Annotated in this window: 14 protein-coding genes; 12 read left to right on the forward strand and 2 right to left on the reverse strand. The window is 50.4% G+C overall.

Features of this window, described 5'->3' with window-relative positions; translation table 11 throughout:
- Nucleotides 1-12 precede the first annotated feature (12 nt).
- Entirely contained in the window at nt 13-375 is a 363-nt protein-coding gene (locus KQP79_RS12555; RefSeq protein WP_149886111.1) for a RhuM protein, read from the forward strand.
- 72 nt (nt 376-447) lie between these two features.
- Here KQP79_RS12555 and KQP79_RS12560 read toward each other — a convergent pair whose 3' ends face one another.
- Together KQP79_RS12560 and KQP79_RS12565 are read right to left on the reverse strand one after the other, a co-directional pair.
- Nucleotides 448-753 (reverse strand): helix-turn-helix domain-containing protein, encoded by a 306-nt coding sequence (locus KQP79_RS12560; protein ID WP_149886116.1) that lies wholly within the window; start codon nt 751-753, stop codon nt 448-450.
- A 31-nt stretch (nt 754-784) separates the two neighbouring features.
- A complete protein-coding gene (locus KQP79_RS12565; protein WP_149886117.1) occupies nt 785-1,084 on the reverse strand; it encodes a helix-turn-helix domain-containing protein in 300 nt (99 codons plus the stop codon).
- 202 nt (nt 1,085-1,286) lie between these two features.
- Between KQP79_RS12565 and KQP79_RS12570 the strand changes: the two genes are divergently transcribed.
- The 11 genes from KQP79_RS12570 (at nt 1,287) to KQP79_RS12620 (ending at nt 19,891) form a co-directional block, all read left to right on the forward strand.
- On the forward strand, nt 1,287-1,643 hold the full coding sequence (locus KQP79_RS12570) for a helix-turn-helix domain-containing protein (protein ID WP_149886112.1): 357 nt from the start codon (nt 1,287-1,289) through the stop codon (nt 1,641-1,643).
- A gap of 3 nt (nt 1,644-1,646) precedes the next feature.
- Nucleotides 1,647-1,997, forward strand: coding sequence for a helix-turn-helix domain-containing protein (locus KQP79_RS12575; protein WP_004291454.1), 351 nt, complete (start codon nt 1,647-1,649; stop codon nt 1,995-1,997).
- A 20-nt stretch (nt 1,998-2,017) separates the two neighbouring features.
- Nucleotides 2,018-3,574 carry a DUF3945 domain-containing protein gene (locus KQP79_RS12580; protein ID WP_149886113.1) on the forward strand — a complete coding sequence of 519 codons (1,557 nt, stop codon included), beginning with the start codon at nt 2,018-2,020 and terminating at the stop codon, nt 3,572-3,574.
- Between the two features lie 62 nt (nt 3,575-3,636).
- A complete protein-coding gene (locus KQP79_RS12585; RefSeq protein ID WP_149886114.1) occupies nt 3,637-5,724 on the forward strand; it encodes a type IA DNA topoisomerase in 2,088 nt (695 codons plus the stop codon).
- Nucleotides 5,725-5,887: 163 nt separating this feature from the next.
- Complete coding sequence (locus KQP79_RS12590; protein ID WP_149886115.1) at nt 5,888-6,340, forward strand: DUF1896 domain-containing protein; 453 nt, start codon at nt 5,888-5,890, stop codon at nt 6,338-6,340.
- Nucleotides 6,330-12,128, forward strand: coding sequence for an N-6 DNA methylase (locus KQP79_RS12595; RefSeq protein WP_151879476.1), 5,799 nt, complete (start codon nt 6,330-6,332; stop codon nt 12,126-12,128). Before KQP79_RS12590 ends, KQP79_RS12595 begins: the two co-directional genes overlap by 11 nt.
- 657 nt (nt 12,129-12,785) lie before the next feature.
- The gene (gene tet(Q) / locus KQP79_RS12600; RefSeq protein ID WP_149886195.1) at nt 12,786-14,711 is read left to right on the forward strand and encodes a tetracycline resistance ribosomal protection protein Tet(Q); all 1,926 of its coding nucleotides are present in this window, start codon (nt 12,786-12,788) and stop codon (nt 14,709-14,711) included.
- Nucleotides 14,711-17,029, forward strand: a complete 2,319-nt coding sequence (locus KQP79_RS12605; RefSeq protein ID WP_151879475.1) for an ATP-binding protein — start codon at nt 14,711-14,713, stop codon at nt 17,027-17,029. The genes tet(Q) and KQP79_RS12605 overlap by 1 nt, the downstream gene beginning before the upstream one ends.
- Nucleotides 17,022-18,344, forward strand: coding sequence for a sigma-54-dependent transcriptional regulator (locus tag KQP79_RS12610; RefSeq protein ID WP_149886196.1), 1,323 nt, complete (start codon nt 17,022-17,024; stop codon nt 18,342-18,344). Before KQP79_RS12605 ends, KQP79_RS12610 begins: the two co-directional genes overlap by 8 nt.
- Nucleotides 18,345-18,624: 280 nt before the next feature.
- Nucleotides 18,625-19,047 (forward strand): dihydrofolate reductase family protein, encoded by a 423-nt coding sequence (locus KQP79_RS12615; protein ID WP_149886197.1) that lies wholly within the window; start codon nt 18,625-18,627, stop codon nt 19,045-19,047.
- Nucleotides 19,048-19,285: 238 nt separating this feature from the next.
- A complete protein-coding gene (locus tag KQP79_RS12620; RefSeq protein ID WP_149886198.1) occupies nt 19,286-19,891 on the forward strand; it encodes an RteC domain-containing protein in 606 nt (201 codons plus the stop codon).
- Nucleotides 19,892-20,014 lie beyond the last annotated feature (123 nt).

A 20,014-nucleotide genomic window follows, 5' to 3' on the forward strand; every position in this document is an offset into this window, starting at 1 on the left:
AAAAGAGAAGCCATGAAACGTGACATAATCATCATAGAGGACAAGGCGGTCAGCGTAACCGGTAACGACGTGTGGATGACCGCCACCGAAATCGCCGGACTGTTCCATACGACCGTCCCGGCAGTGAACGCCGCCATCAAAGCCATCCGCAAGTCGGACGTGCTGAACGACTACGAGGTATGCCGCTACATACAGCTTGAAAACGGGCTGTATGCGGACGTGTATGCCCTTGAAATCATCATTCCGGTCGCTTTCCGGCTGAACACCTACAACACCCACCTGTTCCGTACATGGCTGGTGGGAAAGGCACTCTCACAAGATAAAGGGCAAACATACGTGATGTTCATACATAACGGAAAAGCCGGGTATTGCTGATTACAGATACCCCTAAAACAAGGAAACGGGCGACATCTTGAATGGTGTCGCCCGTTTTTTTTCATGCCCGCCTCACTCCAGCGGCTTGCGGTAGTTCTCTTCCAGTACCTCGCGCAGCCCCGTTTCCGGGTAAAGCACCTTCCCTCCCAAAAGTATGAAAGGCAACACGCGGTTGTTGCGGTATTCCTGCAATGTGCGTCGGCTGACACGGAGCAGTTCTGCCACCTCAACGTCCGTCAGGTAACGTTCCCCGTCCAGCGGAGGACGGTAATTCTCCAGAAATGCAGACAGCCATTTCGAGCCTTTGCGCATATCCTGCACCACAGAGGCTATCGGCTCGTCTTCCATCGTAAAAACGTTGTCGTTCTCGTTCATCATAACTTCGGATTCAGTGGGTGAATAAATCAAATCATCTGCCGTGCGGATAAAGCGTGTCGACAAGCGGTATCAGCCGCTTCACCTCCTCCGGCTTGTAATAGAACCTGCGGTTTATCTGCGAGTAGCCGATAAGCCGCCTGTCACGCAGCGTCTGCAACGTACGCGGGCTTATTCTCAACTGCCCGCAGACCTCCTCGCCCGTGAGCCATCTTTCCATGCGCCCCGTGTCGCTTTTGCACCTCAGGGCGGCGACCTTCTCCGAGAGTGCGTCGAATGCCGCCACCATCATCTCGAAGGTCTTTTTCTCGATAGATACTATTTCCATATTCATGCAATTATCGGTTTGCCCGCAAAGGTAACGGTACGGTCCCGAATACGTGCCGTTTTCCGCTGAAAGGCTGCCTGTTGCGCCGTTTGACCGGGTTACGGAGCCATCTTCCGTAAAAATCTTACGTGAGTCACGTAGTGAGTTGTTAAAGCCCCTTTTGTTTATTGCCGAATTTTGCCGCAGATACAAAAAGAAAGAACTGAATATGAAAGTGATAACGATGGAAAGTTCCGTCTTCCGGTCATTAACGGAACAGATAGCGGAGATTGCGGCACACGTCCGTGCCGTCTCCGGCGACAAGAGAGCGGCATCGCCCGACAGGTTGCTCACCACACGCGAGGCGGCGCACCTGCTTAACGTGAGTACACGCACCCTCCAGCGTATGCGCAGCGAGCAACGCATCGGCTATGTCGTGCTTCGCGGTAAATGCCGCTACCGACAGTCGGAAATCGACCGCCTGCTTGAAGCATGTGCCGTCAACGAGGACGCGGCGACACCGCAGGAATTGAAACGCAACCACACGCTGCGCACGGGCGGCAAACCAAAAGGAAGGAGGACATAGGTCATGGAACTGCTCACACGAAACAACTTCGAGGGCTGGATGCAGAAGCTGATGGAACGGCTCGACCGTCAGGACGAACTGCTGCTGGCGATGAAGGCTGAGGGGAAACAGCCCACTATCACGGAAAGCATCCGCCTTTTCGACAATCAGGATTTGTGCATGTTGCTCCAGATAAGCAAGCGCACACTGCAACGCTACCGCAGCGTCGGCGCATTGCCCTACAAGACACTGGGCAAGAAAACCTATTACAGCGAGGAGGACGTGCTGACATTCCTTTCCAACCATATCAAGGACTTCAAAAAGGAAGATATAGCCTTCTACAAGGCTCGTATCCATAATTTCTTTCATAAATAACCCATTAAAACATTTTTCAGATGGCAAAGAAAAAAGACGAAAAGGACGTGCTGGTAGTCCGTGACGAGAAGACAGGCGAGATCAGCGTGGTAGCCGGACTGAATGCGGACGGCACACCCAAGCGTACCCCTGCGAAAGCGGAGAACGCGCAGAGTTTCCTGCAATTCGACCGACACGGCGACGTGCTGGACAACTTCTTCAAGAACTTCTTTCGGCAGTGCAAGGAACCCAGCCGCTTCGGTTTCTACCGCATTGCGGCAGACCAAGTGGATTCCATGCTAGGCGTGATGAAAGACCTGCTTCAGCATCCGTACCAGAACAAACAAATCCTTGCACCGCACAAAATCGACACCTTTCCCTATCAACAGCAGGTGCTGGAAGAACAAACAGCAAAACAAGAACCTCAAAAACAGGAAAACATGGAACAACAGAAAGAACAACAGGAAAACCCGCAGCAGACGCAGGGCAGACAGGGCTACCAACCCATCGACGAGAGCAAAATCAACTGGCAGGAGCTGGAGGACAGATGGGGCGTGAAGCGTGACGACCTTGAAAAGTCCGGCGACCTTACGAAGATGCTCAACTACGGCAAGTCCGACTTGGTGAAGGTTAAGCCCACCTTCGGCGGTGAATCATTCGAGCTGGACGCCCGCCTCTCCTTCAAGAAGGACGGCGAGGGGAATGTCAGCCTCGTGCCGCACTTCATCCGCAAGGAGCAGAAACTGGATGAATACAAGGAACACAAATTCTCCGACGACGACCGGAAGAACCTGCGCGAAATGGGCAACCTCGGCAGGGTCGTGGACATCGTGGACAGGGAAACGGGCGAGATCATCCCCTCCTACATCAGCATCGACCGCAAGACGAATGAAATCACGGACATTCCGGCAAGCAGGGTGCGCATCCCGGAGCGCATCGGCAAGACGGAAATCACCACGCAGGAGCGGGACATGCTCCGCGCCGGACTGCCCGTGCGCGACAAGCTCATCGAGCGCAACGACGGCAGGAAGTTCGTCACCACCCTGCAAGTGAACGTGGAGCAGCGCGGCGTGGAGTTCGTGCCGGGAACCGGCAAGTCACCCCGTACCGCACAGACGCAGGAAACCAAAGGCGACACTTCGAAAAATCAGGCGCAAGGCGGGGAAAATGCCGACCAGACCAAGAAGGAGCAACGCCGCAACACGTGGACGAACGAGGACGGCAGCATCCGCCCCATCAGCAAATGGAGCGGCGTGAACTTCACCGACCAGCAGAAAGCCGACTATGTGGCGGGCAAAGCCGTGAAGCTGGAGAATGTGACCGACAAGCAGGGCTTCCATGCCACGATGTATATCAAGTTCAACCCGGAGAAGGGACGCCCATACCGCTACGAAACAAATCCCGACATCGGGCAGCAGGTCGCCCCGTCCAACGAGAGCCGCACACAGGTGGCGGTGAACAACGAGGGCAAAACCAACGAGGCGACAAAGAACCTGAAAGAGCCTTTGCAGAAAGGTCAGACCGCCCCAAAGGACAACCGCCAGCAACAGCAGCAGGAGAAGCCGAAAAAGAAGAACAACAAAGGCATGAAAATGTAATCCCGTGTCCGCCACTGAATCCAAAATAAAATCCAAAGTATCAACAACAAAAGCAAGAAAACATGAAGACAATCATTGCAGAAAAGCCCTCCGTGGCACGTGAAATCGCCCGCATCGTGGGCGCGACAAAGAGAGAGGAAGGATATTTCGAGGGAGGCGGCTATGCCGTGACATGGGCATTCGGACACCTCGTTCAGCTTGCCATGCCCGACGGCTACGGCGTGCGCGGCTTTGTCCGTGACAACCTCCCGATTATTCCCGACACATTCACGCTCGTCCCCCGTCAGGTCAGGACGGAGAAAGGTTACAAGCCCGACAGCGGCGTGGTGTCGCAGATAAAAGTCATCAAAAGACTGTTCGACACAAGCGAACAAATCATCGTGGCGACCGATGCCGGACGCGAGGGAGAGCTTATCTTCCGCTACCTCTACCACTATACGGGTTGCACCACTCCTTTCGTGCGCCTGTGGATCAGCTCTCTCACCGACAAAGCTATCCGCGAGGGACTGCGGAAACTCGAAGACGGCAGCAAATACGACAACCTCTACCTCGCCGCCAAAGCGCGGAGCGAATCCGACTGGCTCGTGGGCATCAACGGCACACAGGCGTTATCCATCGCCGCCGGACACGGCACGTATTCCGTGGGGCGGGTGCAGACACCAACGTTGGCTATGGTATGTGAACGCTACTGGGAGAACCGCCGCTTTACGTCCGAAGCATTCTGGCAGCTCCATATCGCAACGGACGGTTGCGACGGCGAAGTCGTGAAATTCTCATCCTCCGAGAAATGGAAAGAGAAAGAACCGGCGATGGAACTATATAATAAGGTAAAGGCGGCAGGCTGCGCAACAGTAACGAAAGCCGAACGCAAGGAGAAGACGGAGGACACTCCGTTGCTGTACGACCTGACCACCCTCCAGAAGGAAGCCAACACCAAGCACGGTTTCACGGCGGAACAGACGCTTGAAACTGCGCAAAAACTCTACGAGAAGAAACTGATAACCTATCCGAGAACGGGTAGCCGCTACATCCCCGAAGACGTGTACGCCGAAATCCCCAAGCTGCTCGCCTTCATCGGCACGCAGCCAGAATGGAAAGACAAGGTGCGGGCGAAAGCTACACCGACACGCCGCAGCGTGGACGACGGAAAGGTGACGGACCACCATGCCCTGCTCGTCACGGGCGAGAAGCCGCTCTTCCTCTCCAAAGAGGACGGCATCCTCTACCACATGATTGCCGGACGCATGGTCGAGGCATTCTCCGAAAAATGTGTCAAAGACGTGACCATTATCACGACGGAATGTGCCGGAGTGGAGTTCACCGTGAAAGGTAGCGTTGTCAAACAAGCCGGATGGCGTGCCGTCTATGGCGAGGAGAAGGAAGATGTGATATTGCCTGATTTGCATGAAGGCGATTATCTGACGATTAAGGGCGTATCCGTCACAGAAGGAAGAACCAAGCCCAAACCGCTGCATACCGAAGCCACCCTGCTTTCAGCGATGGAAACGGCTGGCAAGGAAATTGAGGACGACGCGCTGCGTCAGGCAATGAAGGACTGCGGCATCGGCACTCCCGCCACACGCGCCTCCATCATCGAAACGCTCTTCAAGCGCGGTTACATGGAACGTTGCAAGAAATCGCTTGTGCCTACCGAAAAAGGTCTTGCCCTCAACTCCGTCGTCAAGACGATGCGCATAGCCGACGTAGCCATGACGGGCGAATGGGAACGGGAGCTTGCCCGCATCGAGCGCGGCGAGGTGTCCGCCGACGCTTTCCACAGGGAGATAGAGGCGTACACACGGGAAATCACTTCCGAACTGCTCTTGTGCGACAAGCTCTTCGGCAGCCGTGATTCCGGCTGTGCCTGTCCCAAGTGTGGCACGGGCAGGATGCGGTTCTACGGGAAGGTCGTCAGATGCGACAACGCCGAGTGCGGTCTGCCCGTGTTCCGGCTGAAAGCGGGACGCACCCTGTCCGACGACGAAATCAAAGACCTGCTCACCGAAGGACATACCAAGTTGCTCAAAGGCTTCAAGAGCAAACAAGGCAAGAGTTTCGATGCCGTCGTAGCCTTTGACGGGGAATATAACACGACTTTCGTGTTCCCGGAGGCTAAAAAGGGCAAGAAATTTTCAGGACGGAAGAAATAGTATTAACTTTGCCACTTGTTCAGAGTAATGAATTGTTCTTCGATACCGGATTACACTCATACTTTGGATTTAGTGGTGGCACTCGGAGGGATACCGAGTGCCTTTTTCTTCCTTTTCTCAACCGATTATCCCGTTAAATATCAATCCGCTAAACTCCAAAGTAATGAACAACAAGAAGAAAAACGAGGGTCAGACCGACTTTTCCTATTACGGTCTGTACCTGCTGGACTACCTCCGCACGAACAAGTTTGAACAGGCTGACGACACCGCGTTCATACGGGAACGGGCCGACCGTGCCGCCGAAACGTATGAGAAGGCACGGCTTGAAGGCTATCCCGCCGACGGTGCGCAGGAGCTGGCGATGGACACGCTGCTGCGCGGGCTGCGTTATTCTCGTTACGCCATCCTCCGCGAAGTCGTGGAAAACGAGTTTGCCGATGAAGTGCCGGAAGAGAAACAAGAAGCCTTTATCCATAAACTCCTGCCGCTGGTCGGCAACGTGTTCTCCGTCTATGACCTTTCGGACGACAACTTCGCCCTGTCTTCCGATTACGACCTGCTTTACACGGAGCTAACGGGAGCAACAGTCCTTTATATCGGGGAATATGGCGTTTAACCGCAAACAGAAACTGCGGGACAACATCGAGGCGATACGGACGGCATTCATACTTGACAGGGAACAGAGAACAGCGACAACCGAAGAGCGTGCCATACTCCAAAGGTACTGCGGTTTCGGAGGTCTGAAATGTATCCTCAACCCTGCAAAGGAACTGACGGATGCCGTCCGGTGGGCGAAATCCGACCTCGAACTGTTCGCCCCGACGGTGGAGTTGCACAGGCTTATCCGTGAGAACAGCAAGGATGAAACGGAGTATAAGCGGTTTGTGGATTCGCTGAAAGCGTCCGTGCTGACCGCTTTCTACACCCCCAAAGAGATAACCGACACCATCGCGGACGTGCTGGCGGATTACAGCGTCCGTCCTGCCCGTATGCTCGAACCGTCGGCGGGTGTCGGCGTATTCGTGGACTCCATGCTGCGGCACAACCCCAATGCGGATGTGATGGCTTTCGAGAAGGATCTGCTCACGGGTACAATCCTGAGGCATCTCTATCCCGACAAGAAAACGCGCACCTGCGGTTTTGAGAAAATCGAAAGACCGTTCAACAATTATTTCGACTTGGCGGTGTCCAACATCCCGTTCGGAGACATTGCCGTGTTCGACGCGGAGTTCGAGCGGAGCGATTCCTTTGGCAGACGCTCCGCCCAGAAAGCCATACACAACTATTTCTTTCTCAAAGGACTGGATACCGTGCGTGACGGCGGTATCGTGGCGTTCATCACCTCGCAAGGGGTATTGAATAGCACCAAAACCTCCGTGCGCAACGAGATGTTCAGTCAGGCTGATCTGGTATCCGCGATACGCCTGCCCAACAACCTGTTCACGGACAACGCGGGCACGGAGGTGGGCAGTGACCTGATTGTCCTGCAAAAGAACCTGAACAAGAAGGAAATGTCGCAGGACGAGCGGCTGATGACCGTGATACAGACGGACACGAAAACCGACCTGACCGACAACGCCTATTTCATCCATCACCCGGAACGTATCGTGCATACGACGGCGAAACTTGATACCGACCCCTACGGGAAGCCCGCTATGGTCTATCTGCACGAGGGCAAGACCGCAGGCATAGCCGGGGATTTGCGCCGGATGCTCAACGAGGATTTCCATTACAGGCTCGTCATGCGTCTGTATTCGGGAACAATCCGGCAGTCGGGAACGGAAGAAAAGGTTGCCGTACAAAAGGAAATGGAGCGTCCTGCCATAAAATTGGAAACGGCACCTTCGGCACAAGCGGTGGAAACTCCGACGGAAAAACCGCAACCCGTTGAGGAAAAACCGGAGATAGAGCCACGTCCGAAATATTCTGACGGTGTGCAGCTATCCTTGCTCGACCTCTGGGGTATGACGGAAGAAGTCTGCCAACAACCGAAAACCGCCAAAAAGAAAAAGGCGGCGAAAAAGGAAAGCCCGGCAAGGCGCATTCCGTCCAAGCCGCAGGTGCAGACCACGCAGAATGTTACGGAAAATAAAGAGGCGAAAGCGGACAGTGCCATCAAGCCTGCCGACCCGGACGACATCTATGCAAAGCTGGATTGGGAAACCAATCCTCCCATCAACGGCTTCTACGAGATGATGATGGGACTCACACCGGAGCGCAGGAAGGAACTTCGGGAGCTGGCAAGGCAGCATAATGAGAAACAGGAAAACAGAACGGCTGTGACGGTCACGCCGGAAGTACCACGTGAACAACCCCGGCAGGAGGAAATACAGCCGGTGATCGCCGCCACACCTGCCGCTACCGATGCCCAATCGGAAGCGGTGGCGACTTCCCTTTTCCCCGACATCGAAGCGGAGAAGCCGAAGGAGGAAGTCGTGGACCTTTCGCCGCGTGCCTACCACCGCACGCCGGAGATGCACCTGCGCGAAGGGTCGTTAGTGACAGATTGGGGACGTCATAACATCGGCTATCTGAAGGACATCACGCCTTACGGGGCGACATTCCAGCCGCTCAACCTGAAAGGATACCAGAAGGAGAAGGCGTTGCTGTATGTGTCGCTGCGTGACGCCTACGAGCGTCTGTACCGCTATGAATCGAACCTGCACGAAGCAAATGTCCCGTGGCGTGAGCATCTGAACACCTGTTACGATGAGTTCGTCATGCGCTACGGCAACCTCAACGCCAAACAGAACGTGAAGCTGGTGATGATGGATGCAGGCGGGCGTGATATCCTTTCTTTGGAACGGGCGGAGAACGGGAAGTTCGTCAAGGCGGACATCTTCGAGCATCCCGTTTCCTTCTCGGTGGTGAGCCATGCCAACGTAGGCTCACCCGAAGAAGCCTTGTCCGCGTCGCTCAACAAGTTCGGCACAGTCGATATTGACTATATGAGAACGATAACCGACAGCACGGCGGAGGAATTGCTCACAGCCCTGCAAGGGCGCATCTATTATAATCCGCTCGTGACCGGTTACGAAATCAAAGACCGCTTCATCGCCGGAAACGTGATAGAGAAGGCGGAACGCATAGAGGCTTGGATGGGCGACAATCCCGAAAATGAGCGTATGCCGGAGGTGAAACCGGCGTTGGAGGCTCTGAAAGAAGCCGAACCGCCGCGCATCGCCTTCGAGGATCTGGACTTCAATTTCGGGGAACGCTGGATTCCGACGGGTGTCTATGCCGCCTACATGAGCCGGCTGTTCGACACGGAGGTGAAAATCGCCTACTCTGCCAGCATGGACGAGTTTTCGGTGGCTTGCGGCTACCGCACCATGAAAATCACGGACGAGTTTCTGGTGAAGGGGTATTACCGGAACTATGACGGTATGCACCTCCTAAAACACGCCCTGCACAACACCTGCCCTGACATGATGAAGTCCATCGGCAAGGACGAGCATGGCAACGACATCAAGGTACGCGACAGCGAGGGAATACAGCTCGCCAACGCCAAGATTGACGAAATACGAAACGGCTTCTCCGAATGGCTCGAAGAGCAGTCGCCGCAGTTCAAGGAGCGGCTTGTGACGATGTATAACCGCAAGTTCAACTGTTTCGTGCGCCCGCGCTACGACGGCTCCCATCAGACCTTTCCCGACCTCAACCTGAAAGGGCTGGCAAGCCGGGGTATCAAGAGCGTCTATCCCTCACAGATGGATTGCGTCTGGATGTTGAAACAGAACGGCGGCGGAATTTGCGACCACGAGGTGGGAACCGGTAAGACGCTGATAATGTGCATCGCCGCGCATGAGATGAAGCGTCTGAAATTGGCACACAAGCCGATGATTATCGGGCTGAAAGCCAACGTTGCGGAGATTGCAGCCACCTATCAGGCGGCATATCCCAACGCGCGTATTCTGTACGCTTCGGAGAAGGACTTTTCGACCGCCAACCGTGTGCGCTTCTTCAATAATATAAAGAACAACGACTACGATTGCGTCATCATGTCGCACGACCAGTTCGGCAAGATACCGCAGTCGCCGGAGTTGCAGCAGCGCATCCTGCAAGCGGAGCTTGACACGGTGGAAGAAAACCTCGAAGTGCTGCGCCAGCAGGGAAAGAACGTGTCGCGGGCGATGCTGAAAGGTCTGGAGAAGCGCAAGCACAACCTTGAAGCGAAGCTGGAGAAGGTGGAACACGCCATAAAGTCACGCACGGACGACGTGGTGGATTTCAAGCAGATGGGCATCGACCACATCTTCATAGATGAGAGCCACCAGTTCAAAAATCTGACGTTCAACACACGCCACGACCGTGTGGCGGGGCTGGGAAACAGCGAGGGAAGCCAGAAGGCGTTGAACATGCTCTTTGCCATCCGCACCATACAGGAGCGCACAGGAAAAGACTTGGGAGCGACCTTCCTCTCCGGCACGACTATCAGCAACTCGCTGACTGAATTATACCTGCTGTTCAAGTACCTGCGCCCGAAGGAGCTGGAACGGCAGGACATAAGGTGTTTCGATGCGTGGGCGGCGATATTCGCCAAGAAGACGACGGATTTTGAATTTAACGTGACGAACAATGTGGTCCAGAAGGAGCGTTTCCGCTACTTCATCAAAGTGCCGGAACTTGCCGCCTTCTATAATGAAATCACGGACTACCGCACGGCGGAGGATGTGGGCGTTGACCGCCCAGCCAAGAACGAGATACTGCACCACATACCGCCAACGCCGGAACAGGAGGACTTCATACAGAAGCTGATGCAATTCGCCAAGACGGGCGACGCCACCCTGTTGGGCAGACTGCCGCTTTCGGAAACGGAGGAAAAGGCGAAGATGCTTATCGCCACGGACTATGCCCGGAAGATGGCACTTGACATGCGCATGATAGACCCGCATTACGAAGACCACCCCGACAACAAGGCGAGCCACTGTGCCAAAATAATCGCGGAGTATTATCAAAAATACGACGCGCAGAAAGGCACGCAGTTCGTTTTCTCTGATTTGGGGACATACCAGCCGGGCGACGGGTGGAACGTCTATTCGGAAATCAAGCGAAAGTTGACGGAGGATTACGGCATACCACCAAGCGAGGTGCGCTTCATTCAGGAGTGCAAGACCGACAAGGCTCGGAAGGCGGTGATAGACGCCATGAATGCCGGAACGGTGCGTGTGCTGTTCGGCTCCACCTCCATGCTCGGAACAGGTGTGAACGCACAGAAAAGGTGTGTGGCAATTCATCATCTCGATACGCCGTGGCGACCGTCCGACCTGCAACAGCGTGACGGACGCGGAGTTAGAGCCGGAAACGAAATTGCTAAGCATTTCGCCGGGAACAACGTGGACGTAATAATCTACGCGGTGGAGAAGTCACTGGACAGCTACAAGTTCAACCTCCTGCACTGCAAGCAGACTTTCATCAGCCAGCTAAAAAGCGGTGCGATGGGTGCGCGTACCATCGACGAGGGGGCTATGGACGAAAAATCGGGCATGAATTTCTCGGAATACATGGCGTTGCTCTCCGGTAACACCGACCTGTTGGACAAGGCGAAACTTGAAAAGCGCATCGCATCACTCGAAGGGGAACGCAAGTCGTTCAACAAAGGCAAGCGTGATTCGGAGTTCAAATTGGAGTCAAAGACGAGTGAGCTGCGCAACAACACGGCTTTCATAGATGCCATGACGGAGGACTGGAACCGCTTTCTTTCGGTGGCGCAGACTGACAAGGAGGGCAACCGTCTTAATATGATAAAGGTGGACGGCGTGGATTCCTCCGATGAGAAGGTTATCGGAAAGCGTTTGCAGGAGATAGCCAAGAATGCCACGACCGGAGGGTTGTACACGCAGGTCGGTGAACTTTACGGTTTTCCGATAAAGGTGGTGAGCGAAAGGATACTCAAAGAGGGATTGGAGTTCACCGACAACCGCTTCGTGGTCGAGGGGAACTACAAGTACACCTACAACAACGGGCATCTGGCGATGGCTGACCCGTTGGCCGCCGCCCGCAACTTCCTCAACGCGATGGAGAGGATACCCTCCATCATCGACCAGTACAAGGCGAAGAACGAGGTGCTGGAGAGGGAGATACCGCAGTTACAGGAGATAGCGGGTAAGGTGTGGAAGAAGGAGGACGAGCTGAAGCAGTTGAAGTCCGAACTTGCCGCCCTTGACCGAAAAATTCAGCTGGAGCTTGCGCCACCCACGCCCGAAGTCGCAGAAAAGGAGAATGAAGGGCAACAGCTCAAGCCGGAAGCGGAAGATGTGAGGAACAGGCAGGCGCAATATCCCGAAAATGCACCGCCGCAGATACGCAGTCCGGCGGATAGTATCGTTGCCAACCATGTCATAATCGGGCGTCCGGGACTGTATGCCAAGGAGGAAACCCGGTCCAAAGGATTGAAAATATAACCTAAGGAATTTTATCTGAAGTATTAATAAGGGCTATCCCAAAAGGTCTAAAAGTAAATTTTATCCTTTCTGCAAGTATCTATAGGATGGCAACTGCATTTTTTTCTTTTTGGGCAGCCCTTATTAAAATTTATTCTTATTTTAGGTTATATACATTCATGTCCATTTATGTAAAAAATTCCTGCTGACCTTGTTTATGTCTTGTCAGTCACCATTTGCAAAACCATATTTGACCCTCAAAGAGGCTGAATTTGATAAGTAACTTGCTACATACTCATAATAAGGAGCTAAATAGAACACGAATGGGAAATACACAAATGCTAAACTAAAGAAGATATTGGCCAAAATAAACGCTATACCGAGAGAGAAACTTGATTTTTCAACTTCCTAAAACGGTGTTGTTCAAACATTTCTACTTATTTGTACTTGCCAGTTGAACCTACGCTTCCCTAATAAAATGTCTATGGTAAAAAGTTAAAAAATCCTCCCACTTTTGTTAGATATATTTTTTTGTGTAATTTTGTAATCGTTATGCGGCAGTAATAATATACATATTAATACGAGTTAGTAATCCTGTAGTTCTCATATGCTACGAGGAGGTATTAAAAGGTGCGTTTCGACAATGCATCTACTGTAGTATATTATTGCTTAATCCAAATGAATATTATAAATTTAGGAATTCTTGCTCACATTGATGCAGGAAAAACTTCCGTAACCGAGAATCTGCTGTTTGCCAGTGGAGCAACGGAAAAGTGCGGCCGTGTGGATAATGGTGACACCATAACGGACTCTATGGATATAGAGAAACGTAGAGGAATTACTGTCCGGGCTTCTACGACATCTATTATCTGGAATGGAGTGAAATGCAATATCATTGACACTCCGGGACACATGGATTTTATTGCGGAAGTGGAGCGGACATTCAAAATGCTTGATGGAGCAGTCCTCATCTTATCCGCAAAGGAAGGCATACAAGCGCAGACAAAGTTGCTGTTCAGTACTTTACAAAAGCTGCAAATCCCGACAATTATATTTATCAATAAGATTGACCGTGCCGGTGTGAATTTGGAGCGTTTGTATATGGATATAAAAACAAATCTGTCACAAGATGTCCTGTTTATGCAAACTGTTGTCGATGGATCGGTTTATCCGGTTTGCTCCCAAACATATATAAAGGAAGAATACAAAGAATTTGTATGCAACCATGACGACGATATATTAGAACGATATTTGGCGGATAGCGAAATTTCACCGGCTGATTATTGGAATACGATAATCGCTCTTGTGGCAAAAGCCAAAGTCTATCCGGTGCTACATGGATCAGCAATGTTCAATATCGGTATCAATGAGTTGTTGGACGCCATTTCTTCTTTTATACTTCCTCCGGCATCAGTCTCAAACAGACTTTCAGCTTATCTCTATAAGATAGAGCATGACCCCAAAGGGCATAAAAGAAGTTTTCTTAAAATAATTGACGGAAGTCTGAGACTTCGAGACGTTGTAAGAATCAACGATTCGGAAAAATTCATCAAGATTAAAAATCTAAAGACTATTTATCAGGGCAGAGAGATAAATGTTGATGAAGTGGGTGCCAATGATATCGCGATTGTAGAAGATATAGAAGATTTTCGAATCGGAGATTATTTAGGTGCTAAACCTTGTTTGATTCAAGGATTATCTCATCAGCATCCCGCTCTCAAATCCTCCGTCCGGCCAAATAAGCCCGAAGAGAGAAGCAAGGTGATATCCGCTCTGAATACATTGTGGATTGAAGACCCGTCTTTGTCCTTTTCCATAAACTCATATAGTGATGAATTGGAAATCTCGTTATATGGTTTGACCCAAAAGGAAATCATACAGACATTGCTGGAAGAACGATTTTCCGTAAAGGTCCATTTTGATGAGATCAAGACTATCTACAAAGAACGACCTATAAAAAAGGTCAATAAGATTATTCAGATCGAAGTACCACCCAACCCTTACTGGGCCACAATAGGGCTGACTCTTGAACCCTTACCGTTAGGGGCAGGGTTGCAAATCGAAAGTGACATCTCCTATGGTTATCTGAACCATTCTTTTCAAAATGCCGTTTTTGAAGGGATTCGTATGTCTTGCCAATCTGGTTTACATGGATGGGAAGTGACAGATCTGAAAGTAACTTTTACTCAAGCCGAGTATTATAGCCCGGTAAGTACACCTGCTGATTTCAGACAGCTGACCCCTTATGTCTTCAGGCTGGCTTTGCAACAGTCAGGTGTGGACATTCTCGAACCGATGCTCTATTTTGAGTTGCAGATACCCCAAGCGGCAAGTTCCAAAGCTATTACAGATTTGCAAAAAATGATGTCTGAGATTGAAGACATCAGTTGCAATAATGAGTGGTGTCATATTAAAGGGAAAGTTCCATTAAATACAAGTAAAGACTACGCCTCAGAAGTAAGTTCATACACTAAGGGCTTAGGCGTTTTTATGGTTAAGCCATGCGGGTATCAAATAACAAAAGGCGATTATTCTGATAATATCCGTATGAACGAAAAAGATAAACTTTTATTCATGTTCCAAAAATCAATGTCATCAAAATAATGGAGCGGTCAGGAAATTTCTATAAGGCAATACGGTTGGGATATATACTTATCTCCATTCTTATCGGATGTATGGCATATAATAGCCTCTATGAATGGCAGGAGATAGAAGCATTAGAACTTGGCAATAAAAAAATAGACGAGCTCCGAAAAGAAATAAACAATATCAATATTCAAATGATAAAATTTTCTCTATTGGGTGAAACAATACTGGAATGGAACGATCAAGATATCGAGCATTACCATGCACGGCGTATGGCAATGGACAGTATGCTCTGCCGTTTCAAGGCCACCTATCCAGCAGAGCGCATCGATAGTGTGCGCAGTCTTTTAGAGGATAAGGAACGACAGATGTTCCAGATAGTCCGGTTAATGGATGAACAACAATCTATTAACAAGAAGATAGCCAATCAAATTCCGGTTATTGTGCAGAAAAGTGTGCAGGAACAGTCCAAAAAGCCAAAACGAAAAGGTTTCTTGGGCATCTTTGGCAAAAAAGAGGAAACACAGCCAACGGAAACCACGTCCATGCTTTATTCACTCAATAGAAACGTAATCAACGAACAGAATACGCAAAGCTGCCGATTGTCAGAACAAGCCGATAGCCTTGCAGCTCGTAATGTTGAACTTAACAGGCAGCTGCAAGGATTGATATTCCAAACAGAAGAGAAAGTACAAACCGACCTGCAAAATAGGGAGACTGAAATAGCCGCTATGCGTGAAAAGTCTTTTATGCAGGTAGGCGGTTTAATGGGTTTTGTCCTTTTGCTGTTAGTCATCTCCTATATTATCATACACCGTGATGCAAATAGTATCAAACAATACAAGCGCAAGACAACGGATTTGATAGGGCAATTGGAACAGTCCGTGCAACAAAATGAGGTACTCATAACCTCCCGAAAGAAAGCGGTATATACTATTACCCATGAGTTGCGTACACCACTGACGGCAATAACCGGCTATACCGAACTTTTGCGGAAAGAATGCAATAGCGGTAATAATGGGCAATATATCCAAAATATACTGCAATCCTCCGACCGTATGCGGGATATGCTCAACACTTTGCTTGACTTCTTCCGCCTGGACAACGGCAAGGAACAGCCCCGTCTGTCACCCTGCCGGATTTCTGCAATCACGCACACACTTGAAACGGAGTTCATGCCTGTTGCAGTGAACAAAGGGTTGTCCTTGTCCGTGAAGACTGGACACGATGCCATTGTATTGACCGACAAAGAGCGAATAATACAAATCGGGAATAACCTGCTGTCAAACGCAGTCAAGTTCACAGAAGAAGGCGGTGTTTCTTTGATTACTGAATATGATAATGGAGTTCTGACACTGGTCGTTGAAGATACAGGTACAGGCATGACAGAAGAGGAACAGAAACAAGCGTTCGGTGCGTTTGAACGTCTATCAAATGCCGCCGCAAAGGAGGGTTTCGGGCTTGGGCTTGCCATAATGCGTAATATTGTGTCGATGCTTGGCGGAACAATCCGTTTGGACAGCAAGAAAGGGAAAGGCAGTCGTTTCACAGTTGAAATTTCTATGCAGGAAGCTGAAGAACAGCTTGGATATACAAGCGATACACCTGTTTATCATAACAATAAATTCCATGATGTTGTCGCTATTGACAATGATGAGGTATTACTTCTGATGCTGAAAGAGATGTATTCCCAAGAAGGAATACACTGCGACACTTGCACCGATGCTGCGGCACTGATGGAAATGATACGCCAGAAAGAATACAGCCTGTTGCTGACAGACTTGAATATGCCCGGTATAAACGGTTTCGAATTGCTGGAACTGTTGCGTTCGTCCAACGTGGGCAATTCACCAACAATCCCGGTGGTTGTGGCAACCGCTTCGGGCAGTTGTAACAAAGGGGAACTATTGGCAAAAGGCTTTGCCGGATGCCTGTTCAAGCCGTTCTCCATATCGGAACTGATGGAAGTTTCCGACAAATGTGCCATAAAAGCGACACCGGACGGAGAACCTGATTTTTCAGCCTTGCTGTCTTACGGCAATGAAGCCGTCATGCTGGATAAGTTGATGACGGAAACTGAAAAAGAGATGCAGGCGGTACAGGATGCGGCAATAGAGAAAGACCTGCAAAAGCTGGATTCTCTTACACACCACCTGCGCAGCTCGTGGGAAGTACTACGTGCCGACCAACCGCTAAGGGAACTTTACGGATTGCTTCATGGCGATACACTCCCGGATGGTGAAGCGTTAAGCCGTGCTGTGACTGCCGTGTTGGAAAAAGGAGCGGAAATAATCCGGTTGGCAGAAAAGGAAAGGAGAAAATACGAAGATGGATAAGACAAAAATAATTGTGGTGGAAGACAACATTGTGTATTGCGAATATGTCTGCAATATGCTGTCACGGGAGGGCTACCACACTATGAAGGCTTACCATCTCTCAACCGCGAAGAAACATCTGCAACAGGCAACGGATAATGACATCGTGGTTGCCGACCTGCGTCTGCCTGACGGTAACGGTATAGACCTTTTGCGCTGGATGCGAAAGGAGGGAAAGATGCAACCCTTCATTATCATGACCGACTATGCCGAAGTGCATACCGCAGTGGAAAGCATGAAGCTCGGTTCGATAGATTATATCCCCAAACAGCTTGTGGAGGATAAACTGGTCACTCTTCTCCGTTCCATACAGAAAGAACGACAGGCGGGACAACGCCGTATGCCCGTGTTTGCCCGTGAAGGTTCCGCCTTTCAGAAAATCATGCACCGTATAAGGCTGGTAGCCGCTACCGATATGAGCGTGATGATATTCGGAGAGAACGGAACAGGTAAAGAACATATTGCCCACCACCTGCACGACAAAAGTAAACGGGCAGGCAAGCCATTCGTGGCGGTGGACTGCGGTTCACTCACTAAAGAGCTTGCACCATCAGCTTTCTTCGGACACGTCAAGGGCGCGTTCACGGGTGCGGATAGTACCAAGAAAGGGTATTTCTATGAAGCGGAAGGCGGCACGCTGTTTCTGGACGAGGTGGGCAACCTTGCGTTAGAAACCCAACAGATGTTACTCCGTGCCATACAAGAGAGGCGGTATCGCCCGATCGGTGACAAATCGGACAGAAGTTTCAATGTTCGCATCATCGCCGCCACCAATGAGGATCTGGAGGCGGCAGTGAGTGAAAAGCGTTTCCGGCAGGATCTGTTTTACCGTCTGCATGACTTCGGGATAACCGTTCCGCCCTTGCGTGACTGTCAGGAGGACATCTTGCCGTTGGCGGAGTTCTTCCGCGAGATAGCCAACAAGGAATTGGAATGCAATGTGAGCGGTTTCAGTTCCGAAGCCCGTAAAGCGTTGCTGACCCACGTATGGCCGGGCAACGTGCGGGAACTTCGGCAAAAGATAATGGGAGCTGTATTGCAAGCGCAGGAAGGTGTGGCGACGAAAGAACATCTGGAGCTTGCCGTAACCAAACCTACCTCACACGTCAGTTTCGCCCTGCGCAACGACGTGGAGGATAAGGAACGGATATTACGGGCGTTGAAACAGGCAAACGGCAACCGGAGTGTCGCCGCAGAACTGCTCGGAATAGGCAGAACAACACTATACAGCAAACTTGAAGAGTATGGACTTAAATATAAATTCAATCAATCATAGCCCGTAATTCACTGAATTTGGCTATCTTTGCATAACATTTGAGAAAAAACGGCGATTTGCAGGAGCTTTTCGCTGCCGACATATAGGATAAGACCGCAAGGCGTTTCAAGCGAAAATCTGGTAAATTGGAACTACGGAGACGATTGCGTGATGCTTATGCTATGCCTACGCATAGCGTGCATTCACGTACTCTCCGTAAAGGCTTTACCAGAGCCATCGCTTGAAGGTAGTGTGAATTGCACGCTACTTTTTTGTCCTTGCCTAACGAAAGGAAACGATTATGGGTAAAGTTCAGATTCTCGCCGTACTGACGATTGACGGATGTCTTTCTTCAGAGTTATATGATAAAGCACATCAGGATTTGTGCCTTGACCGTTGCGGTCTTGATGAAATCAGGAAGAAAGCCCTTTACCGTGTGACACCGGACTATTCCATTTCAATGCTGCACGAATGGAGAAAAGACTGCACAAACATCTGCTATCTCGCGGAAGCCACACCGGACACGGCAGACTATATAAACGGACTGCTGCGGATGCACGCTGTGGATGAAATCATACTATACACCGTTCCTTTCATATCCGGAAGCGGACGACATTTTTTTAAGTCGGCTCTGCCAGAGCAACACTGGACGCTTTCCTCTTTGAAAAGCTACCCCAACGGTGTATGTCGCATTATCTATATCCTTGATAAAAAAGCAAGATAGCCAAAATGTGCGGCAAGCATACATTTCTATTTTCAGGAATAGAATAAATGTTCTGATTACAAACAATTTAAGTCGGAGATAATTTGTCCTTGTGAAAAAATATTGAATTTTATGCCTCTGAAATCCAGCACTTTGTAAAATTGAGTGTTGGATTTAATATTTTCTGCCGCGCTTTTTGCCAATTATATTTATGTGCGCACGCAGAAAACAAAGTGTAATTTTCAAAATTGACAGAACCATGAATTATTTCTTGCTGGCGGAAACCGACTTTTTCCGCCTGATAAACGAAGCCGGCGACTGCAATATGGAAACGGCATACACGGCTTTCGCCACCCAAGTGATCGAACTGTGCAACGGCGGCATGGACATGAACCTTACTGTCATCGCGCTTGCCTACATCGAAATCGAGTTGCAGCACCATCCCGTACGTAATCTGTCAGAAGAAAAAAGAGAGATTGCCGCCTACGTCAGCAAGGCTCTGTCTTTCGTAAGAAAGATGCAGAAATTCCTTGCCACGCCCCAAGTGCCACCACTAATATCCGCCAACAACGCAACAGAAACCACCGCCAGCCTTCTTCAATGGACGGGCAATGCCATCGACCTCGTGGAACTTATCTACGGCATTGACGAAATGGGCTGCATCAACAACGGCAATATGCCGCTCAAACAGCTCGCCCCACTTCTCTATAAGATATTCGGGGTTGATTCTAAAGACTGCTACCGCTTCTACACTGATATCAAACGCCGGAAGAACGAAAGCCGCACCTACTTCCTCGACAGAATGCAGGAGAAATTGAACGAGAGGATGCTGCGTGACGAGGAGCTGGAACGTCTGAGAAAGTAGTCTTGCACCAGTGACGAATCAGGGGGGTGACGTTATGCTGCTCTCTAATTTTTATAAAATGTTCTTGCGGATAGACACTTTCCGCCGTCTATTCGCAAGAAAGCCAGCGAAAAACGCTATCTT

This window comes from Bacteroides sp. DH3716P (genome assembly GCF_025914115.1).
In the GTDB taxonomy this organism is placed as follows: Bacteria; Bacteroidota; Bacteroidia; order Bacteroidales; family Bacteroidaceae; genus Bacteroides; species Bacteroides ovatus.

What these genes read in the sequence shown, in the direction of transcription:
- KQP79_RS12565 (WP_149886117.1), bottom strand. Translation starts at nt 1,084, where the DNA reads ATGAATATGGAAATAGTATCTATCGAGAAAAAGACCTTCGAGATGATG.
- KQP79_RS12575 (WP_004291454.1), top strand. Translation starts at nt 1,647, where the DNA reads ATGGAACTGCTCACACGAAACAACTTCGAGGGCTGGATGCAGAAGCTG.
- KQP79_RS12570 (WP_149886112.1), top strand. Translation starts at nt 1,287, where the DNA reads ATGAAAGTGATAACGATGGAAAGTTCCGTCTTCCGGTCATTAACGGAA.
- KQP79_RS12555 (WP_149886111.1), top strand. Translation starts at nt 13, where the DNA reads ATGAAACGTGACATAATCATCATAGAGGACAAGGCGGTCAGCGTAACC.
- KQP79_RS12605 (WP_151879475.1), top strand. Translation starts at nt 14,711, where the DNA reads ATGGAGCGGTCAGGAAATTTCTATAAGGCAATACGGTTGGGATATATA.
- KQP79_RS12585 (WP_149886114.1), top strand. Translation starts at nt 3,637, where the DNA reads ATGAAGACAATCATTGCAGAAAAGCCCTCCGTGGCACGTGAAATCGCC.
- KQP79_RS12590 (WP_149886115.1), top strand. Translation starts at nt 5,888, where the DNA reads ATGAACAACAAGAAGAAAAACGAGGGTCAGACCGACTTTTCCTATTAC.
- KQP79_RS12560 (WP_149886116.1), bottom strand. Translation starts at nt 753, where the DNA reads ATGATGAACGAGAACGACAACGTTTTTACGATGGAAGACGAGCCGATA.
- KQP79_RS12620 (WP_149886198.1), top strand. Translation starts at nt 19,286, where the DNA reads ATGAATTATTTCTTGCTGGCGGAAACCGACTTTTTCCGCCTGATAAAC.
- KQP79_RS12580 (WP_149886113.1), top strand. Translation starts at nt 2,018, where the DNA reads ATGGCAAAGAAAAAAGACGAAAAGGACGTGCTGGTAGTCCGTGACGAG.
- KQP79_RS12610 (WP_149886196.1), top strand. Translation starts at nt 17,022, where the DNA reads ATGGATAAGACAAAAATAATTGTGGTGGAAGACAACATTGTGTATTGC.
- KQP79_RS12595 (WP_151879476.1), top strand. Translation starts at nt 6,330, where the DNA reads ATGGCGTTTAACCGCAAACAGAAACTGCGGGACAACATCGAGGCGATA.
- KQP79_RS12615 (WP_149886197.1), top strand. Translation starts at nt 18,625, where the DNA reads ATGGGTAAAGTTCAGATTCTCGCCGTACTGACGATTGACGGATGTCTT.